Below are 15331 nucleotides of genomic sequence, written 5' to 3' on the forward strand. Positions count from 1 at the left end.
ACTCGTTGCGGGTGATTTCGTATGAAAATCTTTAAAGCATCTACATATAGACTTGCGAAAAAAGATACAATTTCGCTTATAATTGACGTTACATGAGCTTAGTTTGATAGCGGTGGGGTGGGAGTGTCAAGTAAGAATTTTTTCTTTATTGATTTTATGCGGTTTTTTCGCAAAATTGTAACTAAGGGGGATTCCAAGTTGAGTAAACAGAATATCAGCACAACAGTTTCAGGAGATATAATTGTTACCCATCTAGTTGGCAATATAAAAACAGATGATGTGTATGAATGGTTTAATGGTTTTGAGCAGGTTTGTCAGCAATTCATTTCTGAAGGGCGGAAATACAAATTGTTGGTGGATAGAAAAGGATACACGCCAAATCATTTTTCTGTTCAAAAAGTATGGAAAGAGAAGTTCTTCAATGAAATCATTTTGAATCACAGTAAGGCAATTGCATTTCTCCTTGAAGAGGGGGAGATAATGGATTATTTACAACAATCTAATACGAAAGAATCTGTGAGATTTTTTGATGATTATGAACAAGCGCTAATTTGGTTGAATGAATATCCAATATAAAACCTGTATTGAAGCAGTTGCTCTCAAGCAACTGCTTTTTTGTCCGTAATTGTTGCCGTTATTTTTCTTCACAGATTCTTGTCCAATTGTTTGTCTGATCCTAAAAAACGAAACTAAAGCAAAAAGAACAAACGTCCCCTAAAAAACGTTTGTCCAAAGGTAATTACTATTTTAACTAAGAAATAGATTACAATTTATGTGTACGAGAAATCTTTTTTATAAGTTTAGGCAATATAGATGTTAGTTCTTGCTTCAAACGCTTCGTAAATGATGGATCTTTACCAGAAGTTGAAATAGTGACAACATATTCATTATTTCTTATAACGCCAGGTGTGTGAAAAGATGATTCTGTACCATCACTTACAACGTTAACCCACTGGAAATCATGAGCGGCCTGTTTGACCATCATATTTACAGCGTGTTGATTTGTAGCTGCATAAATAAGGTGAGCATCTTTAATATCATCATTACTAAAAGCTTTTTGCTTCCAAGTAATATAAGAAAGTTCCTTCATTTCCTCGCAAATTTCTGGGCTGACAACAGTGACGAAAGCGCCTGTATCTTTTAATCCAGACGCTTTTCGATATGAAATTTTACCTCCACCAATGATAACAACGACTTTATTTTGTAGATTAAACATAAGAGGGTACATGTTATACATATATGCATTCCTCCATTCGTTCTAACAATGTTAGTTTCATATATGTATCAAACTGAAGACAGTTACAAGTCGTAACATGGTTATATTTTTTTGTATGCAATTCAATTTTTTGAAGTAATAATCCGGTAAAGAGAAGGTACGGCATGACATATACATGGGACGCAGTCGATGTTATATCCTTGAGCTCAACAGCGAAAGAGGGAGTTCCTTTCGTTAAAAAGGAACAGGATACTGGCATACCAAGTTTTCGTTCGACAGCTGCTCCGATTAGTTGTAATTCATGTATCGGTTGTGTATCACTACTGCCTCGTCCTACGAGTAAAATACTACTATTTTGCATTGGCATAGCTTCACGTATTCTTTTCACTACAAGTTCCACCATATGTGGATGTGTACTAAAAGGAGGTACAACTGAAAATGTTATTTGTGGATATTTCTTTTGTAGTTGTTCTATTTCAAAAGGAATATCACGTTTATAGTGAGCTGCTGCAAATAATAAAACAGGTACAATCATTATTTCAGTTACTCCCTCTATTATCGTTTCTGTAACTGCATCCGAAATAGTAGGTGTCGTTAGTTCTAGAAAAGCTATTTTTTGAATTCTTTCGTTTCGCTCTTTCATAACAGATTGAATAAATTGAATGAATTGTTCATTACCTTCTTGTAGCCGGCTCCCATGTCCAACATATACAATTCCTTTCATTGTCTCACCATGTCTTTCTTCATAAGAGTTTCTTGTAATTGATGATCTACGTTATGAAACCCAACTTTATTTGCATAGTGTAAAGTTGGAACGTCGGTATACGAGAATGGGAGAGTAAGAATATTGATAAAGCCAAGGCGTTTTATTTCTGCTAGAAACGTATCAATAGAAGCACGACCTTCAAATACAATGCTATCCCATGAGAATTCAGAAAGAATACGTGAATGAATTTCATCGAAGCGATGATCAATTGTGTACTCATGAGTCATCATATAGGAACCAGCACCAATTTTTTCTTGAATAACAGCAATTCGGTTAATGTTTCGTCCTAAATAAATCGTTGAATTCGAAGAAAATTGCGCAGGTTTACTGAACAATCCATATTGCATGAGCTTTTCTTGAATAGAAAGGTTCATATACTGAAGTTCTGCCTGTAAGGAACGAATATCTTTATGATATTTACTGCATGATTGCATTAAGATGTCTACACTGTCAGCGGAACAAAATACAAGACGATCAACGTTAAAAATCTTATTGATTTGTTCAGAGGTTAATGTGTATTCTTTCTTTTTGAAAGTTGGAATTTGATATATTTCTGCACCGGACTCTTGTAACTTTTGCTTTATTGCGTTTTTTTTATTTGTTGCAGCTGCAAATAAAATTTTCTTGCCGTGCAATGGTTTACGTTCTTTCCAAGAGATTTGACTCCGCAAAGTAACAACATCACCAACAATTGTCATAGAAGGATTAGAAATATTTTCGTTTTTGACAATAGAAACAATGGTAGACAGTGTCCCTGTGACAACGCGCTGTTTACCAGTTGTACCCCATTCAATGACTGCTACTGGCGTATCTTCTTTTTTTCCTGCTTGTAGTAAGTTTTTACAAATTATAGGTAAGTTTTTTATACCCATGTAGTAGGCAATCGTGTCGCTATTGTGAGATGAATTATATTTTCCATGATTGGTTAAGGGACCTTTTGCATGTCCGGTTAATAAAGTGACACTATTACTGTAGTCACGGTGAGTGAGGGGAATACCTGCATAGCTACTAGCGGCGATGCTAGATGTAATGCCTGGTACAATTTCATATGGAATATTTGCTGCTGCTAAAGTTTCTGCTTCTTCACCAACACGGCCAAAAATAGATGGATCTCCGCCTTTTAATCGGACAACAATTTTGCCTTCTTTCGCAAATTGAAGAAGGTGTGCGTTAATTATTTCTTGTCGCATAATATGATTCTTTGGCATTTTTCCGCAATACATAAGTTCACATGTTTGTTTTGTATAGCTAAGAAAGAAAGGGTTTAGTAAACGGTCATATAAAACAATATCTGCACGTTTTAAACACTCTATCGCTTTTTTTGTAATAAGCCCTTCATCACCTGGTCCTGCACCAACTAAATATACATATCCGTTCATATTCGCACCTCGTCTATTTTTATTTAAAAGGAAGCCAGGGGAGGCTTCCTTTTGTAAATTACATGTATATATAAATATCTCCGTCAATAACTTCTACTTCATACGTTTGAATACAACCATCATCAGGTTTTTGAACTTCACCTGTTAGTAGTGAAATTTTCCAATCATGTAGTGGACAAAAGACGAATTCTCCAGATACAATACCTTCCGCTAATGGCCCGTTTTTATGAGGACAACGATTTTCTACAGCTCGAATATTGCCATTTGAAAGGCGGAATAGGGCGATAGACATACCTTTCATTTGCACTTCTTTACCGATTTGAATAGCAAGATCTTCCGCACGCATAACTTTTATTTTTTCTTTCGTTTGTATCATTTAGATCACAGCTCCTTATTTCACAGTTTCTACTTCATACATCGCTTTTAATGATTTCGTTTCTAGTGCTTGTCCCCATGCTTCCGTATATGTTCTACGAGCTGTTTGGAAACGTTCATTTAACGTAGTAACCATACTTGCATCTTGTAGTATTTCTTTTATATGATCGAAGCCTAAACGTTCTGTCCAGTAGGCGGTACGCTCTCCGTAAATACCAGTTTCACGATAATATTGCATGTAAGCTGCAGCGATGCGAAGGACATCATCTTCAGTAGGGACAATCATTACAAAATCAGCTTCACGTACTTCTGTACCACCATTTCCGCCAATATAAAGTTGATATCCATTTTCGACACAAACAACGCCAAAATCTTTCGTCAGTACTTCCGCACAGTTACGCGGACAACCGGTTACACCCATTTTCATTTTATGAGGTGTATCTACCATTTCTAATGATTGTTCAAGCAACATACCAAGTCCTAATGAATCTTTCGTACCGAAACGGCAAAAACGAGAGCCAACACATGATTTTACATTACGAAGAGACTTTGAATACGCATATCCAGAAGTCATATTTAAGTCAGCCCATACGTTAGGTAAATCTTGTTTCTTGACACCGTATAAGCCAATTCGGCTTGCACCGGTAATTTTCACAAGTGGAACATCATACTTCTTCGCAACTTCAGCAATTTTCATTAAATCATCAGCTGTTGTAACGCCTCCGTACATACGTGGAATAACAGAGAATGTACCATCGTGCTGGATGTTACCATTCATTCTTTCATTAACGAAACGGGACGATTTATCATCTTCATATTCTTCTGGAATCGCCATACGTAAATAGTAGTTTAAAGCAGGGCGGCATTTCGAACAGCCGTCTTCATGTGCAAAACCAAGAACATTTCGTACTTCTTTTGGAGATTTTAAGCCTTTCTCGTGAATGGCCGCTACGACTTCATCACGGGATAAAGGTGTACATCCACACATACCGGCAGATTGCGCTGAGGCATCAAAAGCATCTCCAAGTGTATGAGATAAAACTTGTTCCACAAGTGGACGACATTTACCACAAGAACCTGCGGCTTTCGTACAGCCTTTAACTTCTTCAAAAGTCGTTAACTCTTGTTCTAAAATGGCGTGAACGATTGTTCCTTTCGTAACACCATTACATCCGCAAATTGTGTCATTCGCACTCATAGTAGCAACGTCAAGTTCACATTCTTCACCAGCTTTGTGAAGAAGAGAAGCGGCTGTATATTCTTGTATATCTTCTTCTTTCTTTAACATGCTAAAGAGGCGTGTACCGTCAGCTGTATCACCGTATAAAACGATACCGACGACTTTATTATCACGAATTAATACTTTTTTATAGGAACGTTTACATTCATTAAAGATGGATATTGCTTTCGTTTGATCATCTTCATAAATTTGGCCAGCAGAGAATAAATCACAACCAGCAACTTTTAATTGTGTACCGACGATACTGCCCGAATATCCATCAGTTTGTAAATTTGTTATATGTTTTGCTAATATCGCACCTTGTTCATAAAGAGGAGCAACAAGTCCATATGCGATACCGTCATGCTCTGCACATTCTCCAACTGCATAAATGGACTCATCATTTGTTAGCATATAGTCATTGACTACAATACCGCGATTTACAATTAGACCAGCATCTTTTGCTATTTGCGTATTTGGGCGTATTCCGACAGCCATTACGATTAAATCACAATCTACAACTTCACCGTCTTCAAATTGAATGCCCTCAACATGGTCTGTACCAAGAATTTTTACAGTTTTCTTTTCCATTAAAAACTTCATGCCTTGTGCTTCTAAATCTTCACGCAGAAGAGCAGCTGCTTTCGTATCTAGTTGTTGCTCCATTAAGCTAGGCATTAAATGAACAACATGTACGTCCATTCCTAAATCAATTAGACCTCTTGCGGCTTCTAAACCGAGTAACCCGCCACCAATGACAACGGCCTTTTTCTTTTCTTTAGCGGTATCTATCATAAATTGTGTATCTTCAATAGTTCGAAATCCTGTTACACCAGAAAGTGCGGAACCTTCAACAGGTAAAATAAAAGCACTAGAACCTGTTGCGATAATGAGCTTGTCGTATGTAAGAGTACGCTTCTTTTCTGTAATAATAATTTTTTCTTCTCGTTTAATACTTTGAACTCTTTCATCCGTATACAAAGTTATTTCGTTTTCTTCATACCAACTGTATTCATTCATAATGATATCTTGCATATTTGTTTTGCCTTGTAAAACATGAGAGAGCATAATGCGGTTGTAGTTTGGATGCGGTTCATCTCCAAAAATAGTAATCTCATATGAATCACTATCATGTTTTAAGATTTCTTCCATACAGCGAATGCCAGCCATACCATTTCCGATCATAACTAAACGTTTTTTCATTTTCGTTTCCCCTTTTTATGTGAAATATTGAACAAAGGATTATATTTTTATTATAGAAAATCAAATAAGGGGGAGATGTGATATTTATCACATTTTTATAATGATTCACAAATTGTTAAAATTCGGTTTTATGTGAAGGGGATGTGAATATTTTTCGCGAAACGAAAAAGCAGGCCATAAGTATTTACACTCATGTCCTGCACTTGATTTATGCTTTCGTAATGGCACGCGGAAATAAAATATTATTTTCTAAATGAATATGCTCAAATAAATCAGACTCTAGCGCTTCGAGGCGTTGGTAAACAAGTCGATAAGTACCGCAAGCACCTTCTGGAGGAGTAAAGTCATTTGTCACTTTACGAAGTTCTTTTATAATATTTCCAGCATGATTGTGCTCATTTTCTAGTTCATTTACTACTTTACGTAACTTAGCATAGTTTTCATTAGTTGGATTTTGTTCAAATTCTAAAATTAATGGAAAATCTTCCATTTCTTCTTTAATTAAATGCTGTTCTAATTCCATTTTAAGTTCATGAAATAGCTTATGAATTTGAGCTAAATGAGGCTGACTTGCCCCATGAACACGTAATACTTTTGTCACATATGGACTTAACTGTGGTAATTCTTCATTTAAATAGCGGTGATGCTTATTTATAACATAATCAATCAATTCACGATAAGAAGCATTTTTCCAATCAATTTTCGATTCATTTAATCGTTTCGTATTATGATAAAGCGTATTTAACTCTGTAAGCACTTCAGTAGCTGATAAATTTCTTTCATGAATTGCATCAATAAGTGGCTTATTACCGCCACAACAAAAATCTATTCTATATGATTTAAAAAGATCACTAGCTTTCGGAAATTGTGTAACAATCTCACCAACAATTGAAGTTTCAGTAAATGTATGTTCCATATGAATGCCTCCATAAAGTTTTAATGTAATATCTGAATTAAAAATAGCGATAAATGAAAAACAATGTGGTGATTGAAATCACTTATAATGTGTCAATTTTGAGGATAATAAGATGAGTTTTATAAAAGGAAGAGGGGGAATTCGTCATAATAGTTTCTGATAATAAAAAAGAAGCTTACTAGAAGCTTCTTTTTTACTACTATTTTTCACATGCAACTCCATCGCCATCACGATCAAGATGTGAGTCATAACCTGGTTGTCCTTTATATAGAGGAGCTTTCCCGGCAGCTCTAACTGCGGCACAATTTTTGTAATATGCACTACTAGTATTTCCTGAAGCAGGTTGTGTTTGAGCTTGCTGTGCTTTTTGCTCTTCTTGTTGTTTACGAGCTTGTTCATCAGCCTGACGTTTTTGCTCTTCTTGTTGTTTACGAGCTTGTTCATCAGCCTGACGTTTTTGCTCTTCTTGTTGTTTACGAGCTTGTTCATCAGCCTGACGTTTTTCATCCTCTTGCTTACGAGCTTGTTCTTCGGCTAGACGCTTCTCATCTCCTTGCTTTTGAGTTTTTTCGTCCGCCTCTTTCTTTTCTAGCTCTTTTTTCTGTTCGCTATCTTTTGGCTCTTCATTATTAGAGGCAACTTTTGTACTAGTTGCTGTCGTTTTTTCAGAAGAAGGATCTGAAATACCTGATAGCGCAACAAAAATGACAAATAATACGGCTGTAATAATAAATTGTTTTTTCGCTACACCTGTTTTCTTAATAACAGATAAGATTGCTAGAACAAGGAAGAATATAAATAGAATGAAACTTAAAGTAGAAAAAAACTCGACGACGGGGTGTTCCGATTTTGTTGTACCGGCCGTTATTAATATAATAGAAATCATAAAAAGAATAACGGTAGGACGTCCATATTGTTTTGCTTTTCCATTTTTCTTAAAGAATGAAATGATACATAAGATTAAAAGAATAAAAGCAATAAAAAATAAAGCTGCACCAATATTACTTAAAATCGACATTTTCATACCTCCATTTGTAAGATTCTTCTTATTGATTATATAGGAATTTATTGGATATTACACGTTTTGTATAAATTTAGAAAATTAATATTTTTAATGAACTTATAAACATTTATTTTATATATAAGGAAAAATGGATGTATTTCCTATTACTTTTTGAAAGAGATTTCATAAATTATAGTATATCGATTGAAAGGAGGAGATTTGAATGGAATTTCAATTGTTGGTAACTTGTATATTACAAGAAGGTAATGCTTACTTTTTAGTAACGAAGGTAGATGATGTTATTACGTTAAAAGTACCGATTACTGCGGGAGTAGCAGGTTTATTTTTAGCTTTAGGTGTACCAAGATGTTCTTAATTTAAATCTCTATAGTAGAAGGGGAAGGGACATGCCTTCCTTTTCTACTATTACATAATATAATTATGTAAACTCAAATATCATATTTGTGATAGCACGTTTGAAATGGACATGCATATACTATAATGTTTCGTTGGATGTTAGCGGTGAAAGGTAGTTTTAATAAGTGCATCCAGTGATGTTGTTAAGCTATGAAAATAAAAGAGGTGCTATTATATATGAAAAGAAAAACATTGGATATTCCAGTTACATTGCGAAGAGAGTGGTTTTTAATAGAGTTAGCTCATTTAACGAAAAAATATGGAATTGAAATTGCAACTAGCAAAATGGATGCTGCACCGTTTTTAAGAGATCAAGTTACGGAGTCAAAGATAGGGGAAGGGCTACAATATGATAAATATGATGATGAATATATAATTGAAAATTAAAGGGTAACAACAAAATTAAATTAATTTATAACAAAGTATAAAATAAAGCAGATTCTAAATATAGAATCTGCTTTATTATGAAATACTTGTAGTCAACTAACCTCTTTCTAGTGTTTTTCCTACATATTTCTCTTGCGTTATTCCAAAAGATTCACGAAGAATGCGAGCATAATCTTTAGATTCTATTGGTCGTTTATTTTTAGTGCCTTTAAAGGTTTCTGTATAATTTTTATTTGTTAATGATATGTGACCATAAGTAGTTAATTTACAAGTGATAGCCCCTTTATTAAAAGGAGATTCTTTATGCTCTACAATCACTTGTTGAATGTTATTCACTTTTTTCTCATCTATTGGATCTACAGTGAAAGCATAGCCTATTTTCCATTCGTTTGAAGGTTCAGATTGTAAGAAACTTGTAGATTCCCCGTTAGCTCCTTTTCTCATTTCTAAAATATGCGTACCTTTTCGAGTATTTCGCTTACGAATCCGATATTCTCCTGTTTGAGAGGAGATGACTTCTCCGTTAAAAGGGACTGGATGTAAAGGGAGATGAGATGCAAAACCTGCATCCACAACATAATCTTTATCCTCATGACTTAATATGATAATGACATGACCATCATCGGGTTTCCATTTATTATCGTACAGATCATAAACAGTACCGGCTACTTTGTATACTTGAAACCCACAATCAATTAAAAAATAATACAATAAGGAGTTTAATTCATAACAAAGTCCACCTCGTTTTTGAATAAGTAACTTTTCTATTAAGTTATCTTTTGAGATATTTTTAATAGTACCAGCCATAATATCAAGATTTTCATAGGGGAGAATCATTCCCATTTTTAAGAGAATTTCATCTAAATCATCAAATGTTATTTCTTTTGCAGGAATTTTTAAGCGTTTAAAAAACTCCTTTTGTAAATTGGTCATCATAAAGTATTCTCCTTTCTTTTTACAGAATTTTCTTCTGCTCACCGATAGGTTAGTACTTCTAAAAAGTTAATTCAAGTGCGCGGAAATTATCATAATATATGTTTCTGGAAATGTGATTTTCTATTCTGAAATTTCAGTTTAATTTTTAATCGTAGGAAAGTCTTATAATATAAGCTCCTTTAAAATTAGTTTGTATTTAATGAAAAGAAAGTACATATCTTTATTATATTTTTAAATAACTAACTAGTAATAAAATGTTTTTTCACTAAAATTTTTTCAAGATTTGTATGCTTTATATAAACAATATTGATTTAAAAAATATCTGGATGTAGCTAAGTAAACAATTATTGAGAAACTTTTTTGTCGTATTCTATCAAAAGGAAGAGGTAGAAACAAAGAGAATAACGAGAGTTAAGAAAGAGGGTATACAACTAGTAACCTTCTAAAAATAGGGCTAACATCTTTTTAAAATAAAAGATTAGCTATTATTAAGGAAGGGAAAATATAAAATATTATAAAGAACACCTTCTTTCAAAAAAATAGGGGGAGTAATATGCGACTGATGAGAAGATGTGTGGCCTTACTAATTGTATTTTTTATCATGGCTCCAACGATTAGCACAAATGTACAGGCAGAAGTTGTAAAAGAGCTTGGAAAGGGGTTTCCTGATACAGAAGTATTCACACCTGGAGAATGGTTTTTAGGCCAAAAACCTGCTAATTATGATGAGAATAAACCGCCAATTCTCTTTGTACAAGGAAGAAATGGTAATGCTGATAGTTGGTATGGAAAGACAGTATATCATGATATAAATGATATGTATGATTATGCTTTAAAAGCAGGCTATCAAACAGTGTTTATACAATTGTATGATGCAGCGGGGAAAGGTTCGGCTAGTCAGTGGGATAACGGAAAATTGTTGGCACAAAAACTTGAAGAAATATATAATCATTTCGGTAAGAAAGTTAATATTGTAGCGCATAGTAAAGGTGGAATTGATACACAAGCTGCATTAGTTGAATATGGTGCGAATCGATTTGTTGGAAATGTTATTACACTTGCTACACCGCATCATGGCTCAAATTTAGCAGATTTGTCATATAGTTGGTGGGCAGGGTGGCTTGCTTCTATATTAGGTCAAAAAGATGATGGTACGTATTCGTTACAAATAGGTGAAATGGCAAAGTTTCGTTCAATAATAGATAACAACCCAGCAGCTAAATTAAACCGTTACTATACGGCTACTGGGACTAGCTGGGGACCAACATTTTCTGCATTATCTATGGGCGGGTTATATTTATCATCGTACGGTTCAAATGATGGACTAGTAAATGAATGGAGTGCGAAGCTATCGTACGGTACACATTTATTTACAGATTCCAGATTTGATCATGACAATATAAGAAAAGGATCAGCTGTTTTTGCACGAATTGAACCATATTTACGTACGACAAATGTGGGGTTACCAGCTTTAGTAGCATCCAGCACTAGTTCAAATGAAAATCTAGAACAATTAAATACAACTTCAAATCAAAATATTTTAGGAGGCGAATTACCACAAAATCAGTGGATAGAGCAAAGTATTTCTGTTGATAAAAAGGCTGAAGGAATAGTTTCTGTACTAACTGCTTCTTCTGATGTAGAAGTACAAATGGTATCTCCAAAAGGAGAAATCTATGCAAACAAAGATAGCGCTATAACTACTGGTGAAGGCGAATCTTTCTTTAATGGGGCGACAATTAGAACATTTAAGTTTGATAAATTGGAAGTAGGCGAATGGAAAATCAAAATGATGGCGAAGCAGTCGAAAGATGCATATTTAGTTGTAAGCGATTACAATAATAGCGCGCCATTTGTTCTTCAAATGCCTACAAAAGTTAAAGTAAATAAACCTGAGTATAAACTGAAAAAATCACCAGTGGCACCTGAAATGAAAGGGGATCTTTCCATAACAGTAAGAGTCGTTAATAAAGAAGGTAAGTTAGTCTCTGAATTTAATGAATTACAAAATGTTAATACGAATACATTTACAGGTGCTTTGAAAGATATAAAACAACCGGGAGTATATAACGTTACGATGGATATAAAAGGGATGAATAAAGAAGGAAAACCATATAATCGTACGATTGTTAAGTCGGTTTATGTAGAGAAATAAGGAAGAATAAATAAGCATAATATAAAAGTGCAGAAATCTTGTGTTAGAAAGAATTCTGCACTTTTTTTGCGTGATGAAAGATAATAAAAGTCGAAGAAAACTGTTATTCAATAAAAAAAGATGCTGAAATAGCATCTGAATGTAAAGAAATAATATTAACTTAGTTTTGTAACTGTTAATTCAACTGAATTTATACCATTGTCACAAGTTACAATACTTTGACGATTAAAGCCACTATTATTTCTAAGTTGAAGAGTTGAATTAGCTGGCACTGTAACAATCGTTTCGCCAATGAGTTGAAGACATTCGTTATTTGATGAAGTATTCATTTGAATAGCGAAGTCACCTTGACTATTAGCAAGTGGATTGTTATTTAAAAATATAGTTATGACTGGGATATGTGGAAATACAGGATTTAAAGTAGTATTAATACTGGAAATGAACGAAACTCTATAATCACCAGCTTGTCTAAATTGTATAGTAGTAGGGTTTAGTAAGGAAACGCCTCCTGCTAAAGGTCCAACGTGATTAAATGGAAAAGGGTTGCCAAAAGGAACAGTTATAAATTCAGTTTGCCAAAAAGTTCCGTATGCAGGACAGCTTCGTTTATGTGAATGGTCACATGAACATTTTTTATTTGAACTGGAAGAAGATTTACATGAGCATTTTTTATACGAGTTTGAAGAATGATAGTATGAACCCAATATATTACCTCCTATTCTTAATAAATGTAAAACACATAATAGTTTATGAAAATGAATCAAAATTGGCGTGTATGCTTGTACTATAAAAGGAGATAGATGTGGAATATAAAGTGCTCAAATGATGAAATATAGTATTGGGGTATTACCTGTAACACTTTTTGAAGATGATAAGGTTCATGATTTGATAGAAAAATGAATGGGATTTCTAAATGGATTAAAGTAACGAGGAAACGTTTATCCCGCTATTTTCCGAGCAGTAAGACCCCACCTCAAAATTCAGTGAAAGCAAAGAAGTTAGTTGGGGGATGAACAAAACCCCCACTGAGTAAAGTTTCACTTTACTATATTAATTTCGTCTGACAAACAGCAATATTATCTTTTGCTGTATGGATGTTATTGTTTGGTGAAGTTATGATATTTAATCGTATATATATTAGATTATTTAGTTTATTTTTTTATTTGTGTAGCTGGGCAGGAAGAAGTCAGAAAATATAGAATAAATGTACATATGAAGCATCGTTTGTTTTTGGTGTGAATAGTAATTAAAGATACGCTAAAATATTTAAAATTGTAACGAAAGAGAGATTAAATAATAGAAGGAGCAACTTACATGGAAAATATATTAAAGGTATCTTCAAAATCAAGCCCAAATTCAGTCGCGGGTGCAATAGCAGGAGTGCTAAGAACAAGTGGTAATGTGGAAATTCAAGCGATTGGGGCTGGAGCTATAAATCAAGCGATTAAAGCAATTGCGATTGCAAGAGGGTTCGTCGCTCCAAGTGGTATTGACTTAGCCTTCGTACCAGCATTTCAAGAGATTTCTATCAATAATGAAGAAAGAACAGCGATTAAATTAATTGTAGGTCCTAGAAAGAAAAGGTCTTAGTAGAAGAGAGTGTTACTATAAGGGGAAAAGACCAATAGACTTCCCATGTTAGATACGTTATTTTATGTAACCGATCCTTGGGTGTGGACATGGCATTATGCCGGACGCATGTCTGTTAATTTCTCCTTAAATTTAGCGTGTGTTCTAGATACTTAAAAATGCCAAATCCTTTGTGATATAAGGGATTTGGTATTTTTGATGTTTTTAAAAATAAACAACCCTAAAACTGCTCATTTAGAAGATTTAGTTTTAGTAGCGGCCATTGAACGTTTTTATGATAGTTTACCTGATAAATAGAAGAGTTTACCAATGAAAAGTAACTGGGGGATTCAAAAAATGAATCAAACTATTTTAGAGAAAGTCCTAAAATTTCGGGATGATAGGAACTGGAAGCAGTTCCACAATCCTAAAGATTTAGCTATTTCTCTTTCTTTAGAGGCGAGTGAGTTGTTGGAGAATTTTCAGTGGAAAAGCAGTGAGGAAGCTGTAGAAACAAAAAAAGAAGACATGAAAGATGAGTTGGCAGATCAATTGGATATTGACTTAGAAGAGATTATTATAAACAAAATAGAAAAAATAATAAAAAATATCCAGTAGAGAAATCTCGAGACTCTAAAAAGAAATATAATGAAATTTAAAAAAGGTGGAATTAAATATGTTATATCTTTTTACTGCAAGTAATGATAGTGCTATAAAAAATTTGGAAGCTACTATTGAAAAAACATATCCTATTTCTACATGTTTAGCAGATTTAGATGCCGATACAGTAACTAAACTTAAAGATAATGAATTACATGAGAATGTATGTATGTGGGGAGCAACTCCTGGTTCTTCAAATGTTGATAGATGGGAAAAGTTAAAAGAGGGTGACGGGATTTTAGCATATTCTAAAGGGGAATTTAAGTTTTTCGGGACAATTTTTGCTAAGACTCATAACCCAGATGTGGCTAGAAAAATTTAGAAAACAAACGATAATGATGAAACTTGGGAATACATCTATTTTATTAAGGACCTAAAACCTGTAAACATTAAAGCAATCGAATTTGCAGCTTTCTTTGGCTACAAATTGAACCATACACCACAAGGATTTACTAATATTGATTCGGATTTTAGTAAAGTAAAGATTGCAGAAGAAGAGAAATCGGAAAATCGAAAAAAAACTAAAATGGAATCTGGTAGGGAAGTATGGCCTCGTGATCCGAAAAAAGCTAAACAAGCTATTAAACAGGCAGAATTTAAATGTGAAATAGATGACACACATGAAACATTTGTATCGGAAGCCAGCCGAAAAAATTATATGGAGGCCCATCATCTAATACCGTTAAGAATGCAACATGATTTTGAAAATAGTTTAGATGTTGTTGGAAATATAGTTAGTATATGTCCGAACTGTCATAGGTTGATTCATTATGGAAGAGACAAAGATAAGAAAAAAGTTTTAGAACTTCTCTTTGAACAAAGAAAAGATTCTTTGAAGAAGTTCGGTATTGAGGTATCTCTCAAAGAGCTATTTGGATACTATGGAATTCTAAAATAAGAATATTCATAGCTATAGTGAAGGTAGAATGTTTCATACTTAAACATAGCTATTATTGTGATGGAAATTTAAATTTCGTCTTTTGAAAGTATCAATAATTTGTATTATTTTCATAGGGTTATATATTTTTCTTTTGCTCTGCTGTATAGCAGAGCTCTTTTTTTTGTCGTACAAAAGCCACCTATATATGTGAAGTGCACCCCAATTGTTAGGCTGTGTCTAACAATTGGGG

17 protein-coding genes are annotated in these 15331 nt (G+C 33.9%); 8 read left to right on the forward strand and 9 right to left on the reverse strand.

Translation table 11 applies throughout. The annotated features are described in order from the left end of the window. Positions 1-156: 156 nt before the first annotated feature. The gene (locus tag MR168_RS03095) at positions 157-576 is read left to right on the forward strand and encodes an STAS/SEC14 domain-containing protein (RefSeq protein ID WP_080120259.1); all 420 of its coding nucleotides are present in this window, start codon (positions 157-159) and stop codon (positions 574-576) included. 187 nt (positions 577-763) lie between these two features. On the opposite strand, the gene MR168_RS03100 is transcribed toward MR168_RS03095, so the two are convergent. From MR168_RS03100 to MR168_RS03130, 7 genes are all read right to left on the reverse strand, one after another. Next, the gene (locus MR168_RS03100; protein WP_086411516.1) at positions 764-1237 is read right to left on the reverse strand and encodes a precorrin-2 dehydrogenase; all 474 of its coding nucleotides are present in this window, start codon (positions 1235-1237) and stop codon (positions 764-766) included. After that, on the reverse strand, positions 1230-1940 hold the full coding sequence (locus tag MR168_RS03105) for a sirohydrochlorin chelatase (RefSeq protein WP_006922449.1): 711 nt from the start codon (positions 1938-1940) through the stop codon (positions 1230-1232). Before MR168_RS03105 ends, MR168_RS03100 begins: the two co-directional genes overlap by 8 nt. Then, positions 1937-3361 (reverse strand): uroporphyrin-III C-methyltransferase, encoded by a 1425-nt coding sequence (locus MR168_RS03110; RefSeq protein ID WP_086411514.1) that lies wholly within the window; start codon positions 3359-3361, stop codon positions 1937-1939. The genes MR168_RS03105 and MR168_RS03110 overlap by 4 nt, the downstream gene beginning before the upstream one ends. A gap of 58 nt (positions 3362-3419) precedes the next feature. Then, the gene (gene nirD, locus MR168_RS03115) at positions 3420-3737 is read right to left on the reverse strand and encodes a nitrite reductase small subunit NirD (RefSeq protein WP_006922447.1); all 318 of its coding nucleotides are present in this window, start codon (positions 3735-3737) and stop codon (positions 3420-3422) included. Positions 3738-3752: 15 nt separating this feature from the next. Then, the gene (gene nirB / locus MR168_RS03120) at positions 3753-6158 is read right to left on the reverse strand and encodes an NADPH-nitrite reductase large subunit (protein ID WP_086411513.1); all 2406 of its coding nucleotides are present in this window, start codon (positions 6156-6158) and stop codon (positions 3753-3755) included. Positions 6159-6366: 208 nt separating this feature from the next. Beyond that, positions 6367-7074: an iron-sulfur cluster repair di-iron protein gene (ric, locus tag MR168_RS03125; RefSeq protein ID WP_097856352.1), complete on the reverse strand. Its 708-nt coding sequence runs from the start codon at positions 7072-7074 to the stop codon at positions 6367-6369. 199 nt (positions 7075-7273) lie between these two features. Continuing rightward, a complete protein-coding gene (locus tag MR168_RS03130; RefSeq protein ID WP_103597662.1) occupies positions 7274-8092 on the reverse strand; it encodes an excalibur calcium-binding domain-containing protein in 819 nt (272 codons plus the stop codon). 208 nt (positions 8093-8300) lie between these two features. On the opposite strand from MR168_RS03130, the gene exsG reads away from it, so the two are divergent. Both exsG and MR168_RS03140 read left to right on the forward strand, forming a co-directional pair. After that, on the forward strand, positions 8301-8453 hold the full coding sequence (exsG, locus tag MR168_RS03135) for an exosporium protein ExsG (RefSeq protein WP_000395679.1): 153 nt from the start codon (positions 8301-8303) through the stop codon (positions 8451-8453). A 218-nt stretch (positions 8454-8671) separates the two neighbouring features. Continuing rightward, on the forward strand, positions 8672-8881 hold the full coding sequence (locus MR168_RS03140) for a hypothetical protein (protein WP_000824206.1): 210 nt from the start codon (positions 8672-8674) through the stop codon (positions 8879-8881). A gap of 96 nt (positions 8882-8977) precedes the next feature. Here MR168_RS03140 and MR168_RS03145 read toward each other — a convergent pair whose 3' ends face one another. After that, a complete protein-coding gene (locus tag MR168_RS03145) occupies positions 8978-9817 on the reverse strand; it encodes an arylamine N-acetyltransferase family protein (RefSeq protein ID WP_086412142.1) in 840 nt (279 codons plus the stop codon). A gap of 553 nt (positions 9818-10370) precedes the next feature. Between MR168_RS03145 and MR168_RS03150 the strand changes: the two genes are divergently transcribed. Then, complete coding sequence (locus tag MR168_RS03150; RefSeq protein ID WP_048567931.1) at positions 10371-11972, forward strand: esterase/lipase family protein; 1602 nt, start codon at positions 10371-10373, stop codon at positions 11970-11972. Between the two features lie 155 nt (positions 11973-12127). Here the strand turns inward: MR168_RS03150 and MR168_RS03155 are convergent, their stop codons facing one another. Continuing rightward, on the reverse strand, positions 12128-12676 hold the full coding sequence (locus tag MR168_RS03155; protein ID WP_006929626.1) for a hypothetical protein: 549 nt from the start codon (positions 12674-12676) through the stop codon (positions 12128-12130). Positions 12677-13286: 610 nt separating this feature from the next. Here MR168_RS03155 and MR168_RS03160 point away from each other — a divergent pair. The 4 genes from MR168_RS03160 to MR168_RS03175 all read left to right on the forward strand — a co-directional run bounded on the left by MR168_RS03160 (position 13287) and on the right by MR168_RS03175 (position 15099). Continuing rightward, on the forward strand, positions 13287-13562 hold the full coding sequence (locus MR168_RS03160; RefSeq protein WP_000427801.1) for a stage V sporulation protein S: 276 nt from the start codon (positions 13287-13289) through the stop codon (positions 13560-13562). Between the two features lie 309 nt (positions 13563-13871). After that, a complete protein-coding gene (locus MR168_RS03165; RefSeq protein WP_002025705.1) occupies positions 13872-14159 on the forward strand; it encodes a nucleoside triphosphate pyrophosphohydrolase family protein in 288 nt (95 codons plus the stop codon). Positions 14160-14217: 58 nt separating this feature from the next. Then, positions 14218-14523, forward strand: coding sequence for a hypothetical protein (locus MR168_RS03170; protein ID WP_000966113.1), 306 nt, complete (start codon positions 14218-14220; stop codon positions 14521-14523). Positions 14524-14628: 105 nt separating this feature from the next. After that, entirely contained in the window at positions 14629-15099 is a 471-nt protein-coding gene (locus MR168_RS03175) for an HNH endonuclease (RefSeq protein ID WP_006929631.1), read from the forward strand. Positions 15100-15331: the final 232 nt, after the last annotated feature.

Source organism: Bacillus cereus group sp. BfR-BA-01356, assembly GCF_022663635.1.
Classification (GTDB): Bacteria; Bacillota; Bacilli; order Bacillales; family Bacillaceae_G; genus Bacillus_A; species Bacillus_A cereus.

Bases quoted from the DNA above. Each gene is read 5' to 3' on its own strand.
- MR168_RS03095 (WP_080120259.1), top strand. From the start codon at position 157: ATGCGGTTTTTTCGCAAAATTGTAACTAAGGGGGATTCCAAGTTGAGT.
- MR168_RS03100 (WP_086411516.1), bottom strand. From the start codon at position 1,237: ATGTATAACATGTACCCTCTTATGTTTAATCTACAAAATAAAGTCGTT.
- MR168_RS03105 (WP_006922449.1), bottom strand. From the start codon at position 1,940: ATGAAAGGAATTGTATATGTTGGACATGGGAGCCGGCTACAAGAAGGT.
- MR168_RS03110 (WP_086411514.1), bottom strand. From the start codon at position 3,361: ATGAACGGATATGTATATTTAGTTGGTGCAGGACCAGGTGATGAAGGG.
- nirD (WP_006922447.1), bottom strand. From the start codon at position 3,737: ATGATACAAACGAAAGAAAAAATAAAAGTTATGCGTGCGGAAGATCTT.
- nirB (WP_086411513.1), bottom strand. From the start codon at position 6,158: ATGAAAAAACGTTTAGTTATGATCGGAAATGGTATGGCTGGCATTCGC.
- ric (WP_097856352.1), bottom strand. From the start codon at position 7,074: ATGGAACATACATTTACTGAAACTTCAATTGTTGGTGAGATTGTTACA.
- MR168_RS03130 (WP_103597662.1), bottom strand. From the start codon at position 8,092: ATGTCGATTTTAAGTAATATTGGTGCAGCTTTATTTTTTATTGCTTTT.
- exsG (WP_000395679.1), top strand. From the start codon at position 8,301: ATGGAATTTCAATTGTTGGTAACTTGTATATTACAAGAAGGTAATGCT.
- MR168_RS03140 (WP_000824206.1), top strand. From the start codon at position 8,672: ATGAAAAGAAAAACATTGGATATTCCAGTTACATTGCGAAGAGAGTGG.
- MR168_RS03145 (WP_086412142.1), bottom strand. From the start codon at position 9,817: ATGATGACCAATTTACAAAAGGAGTTTTTTAAACGCTTAAAAATTCCT.
- MR168_RS03150 (WP_048567931.1), top strand. From the start codon at position 10,371: ATGCGACTGATGAGAAGATGTGTGGCCTTACTAATTGTATTTTTTATC.
- MR168_RS03160 (WP_000427801.1), top strand. From the start codon at position 13,287: ATGGAAAATATATTAAAGGTATCTTCAAAATCAAGCCCAAATTCAGTC.
- MR168_RS03165 (WP_002025705.1), top strand. From the start codon at position 13,872: ATGAAAAGTAACTGGGGGATTCAAAAAATGAATCAAACTATTTTAGAG.
- MR168_RS03170 (WP_000966113.1), top strand. From the start codon at position 14,218: ATGTTATATCTTTTTACTGCAAGTAATGATAGTGCTATAAAAAATTTG.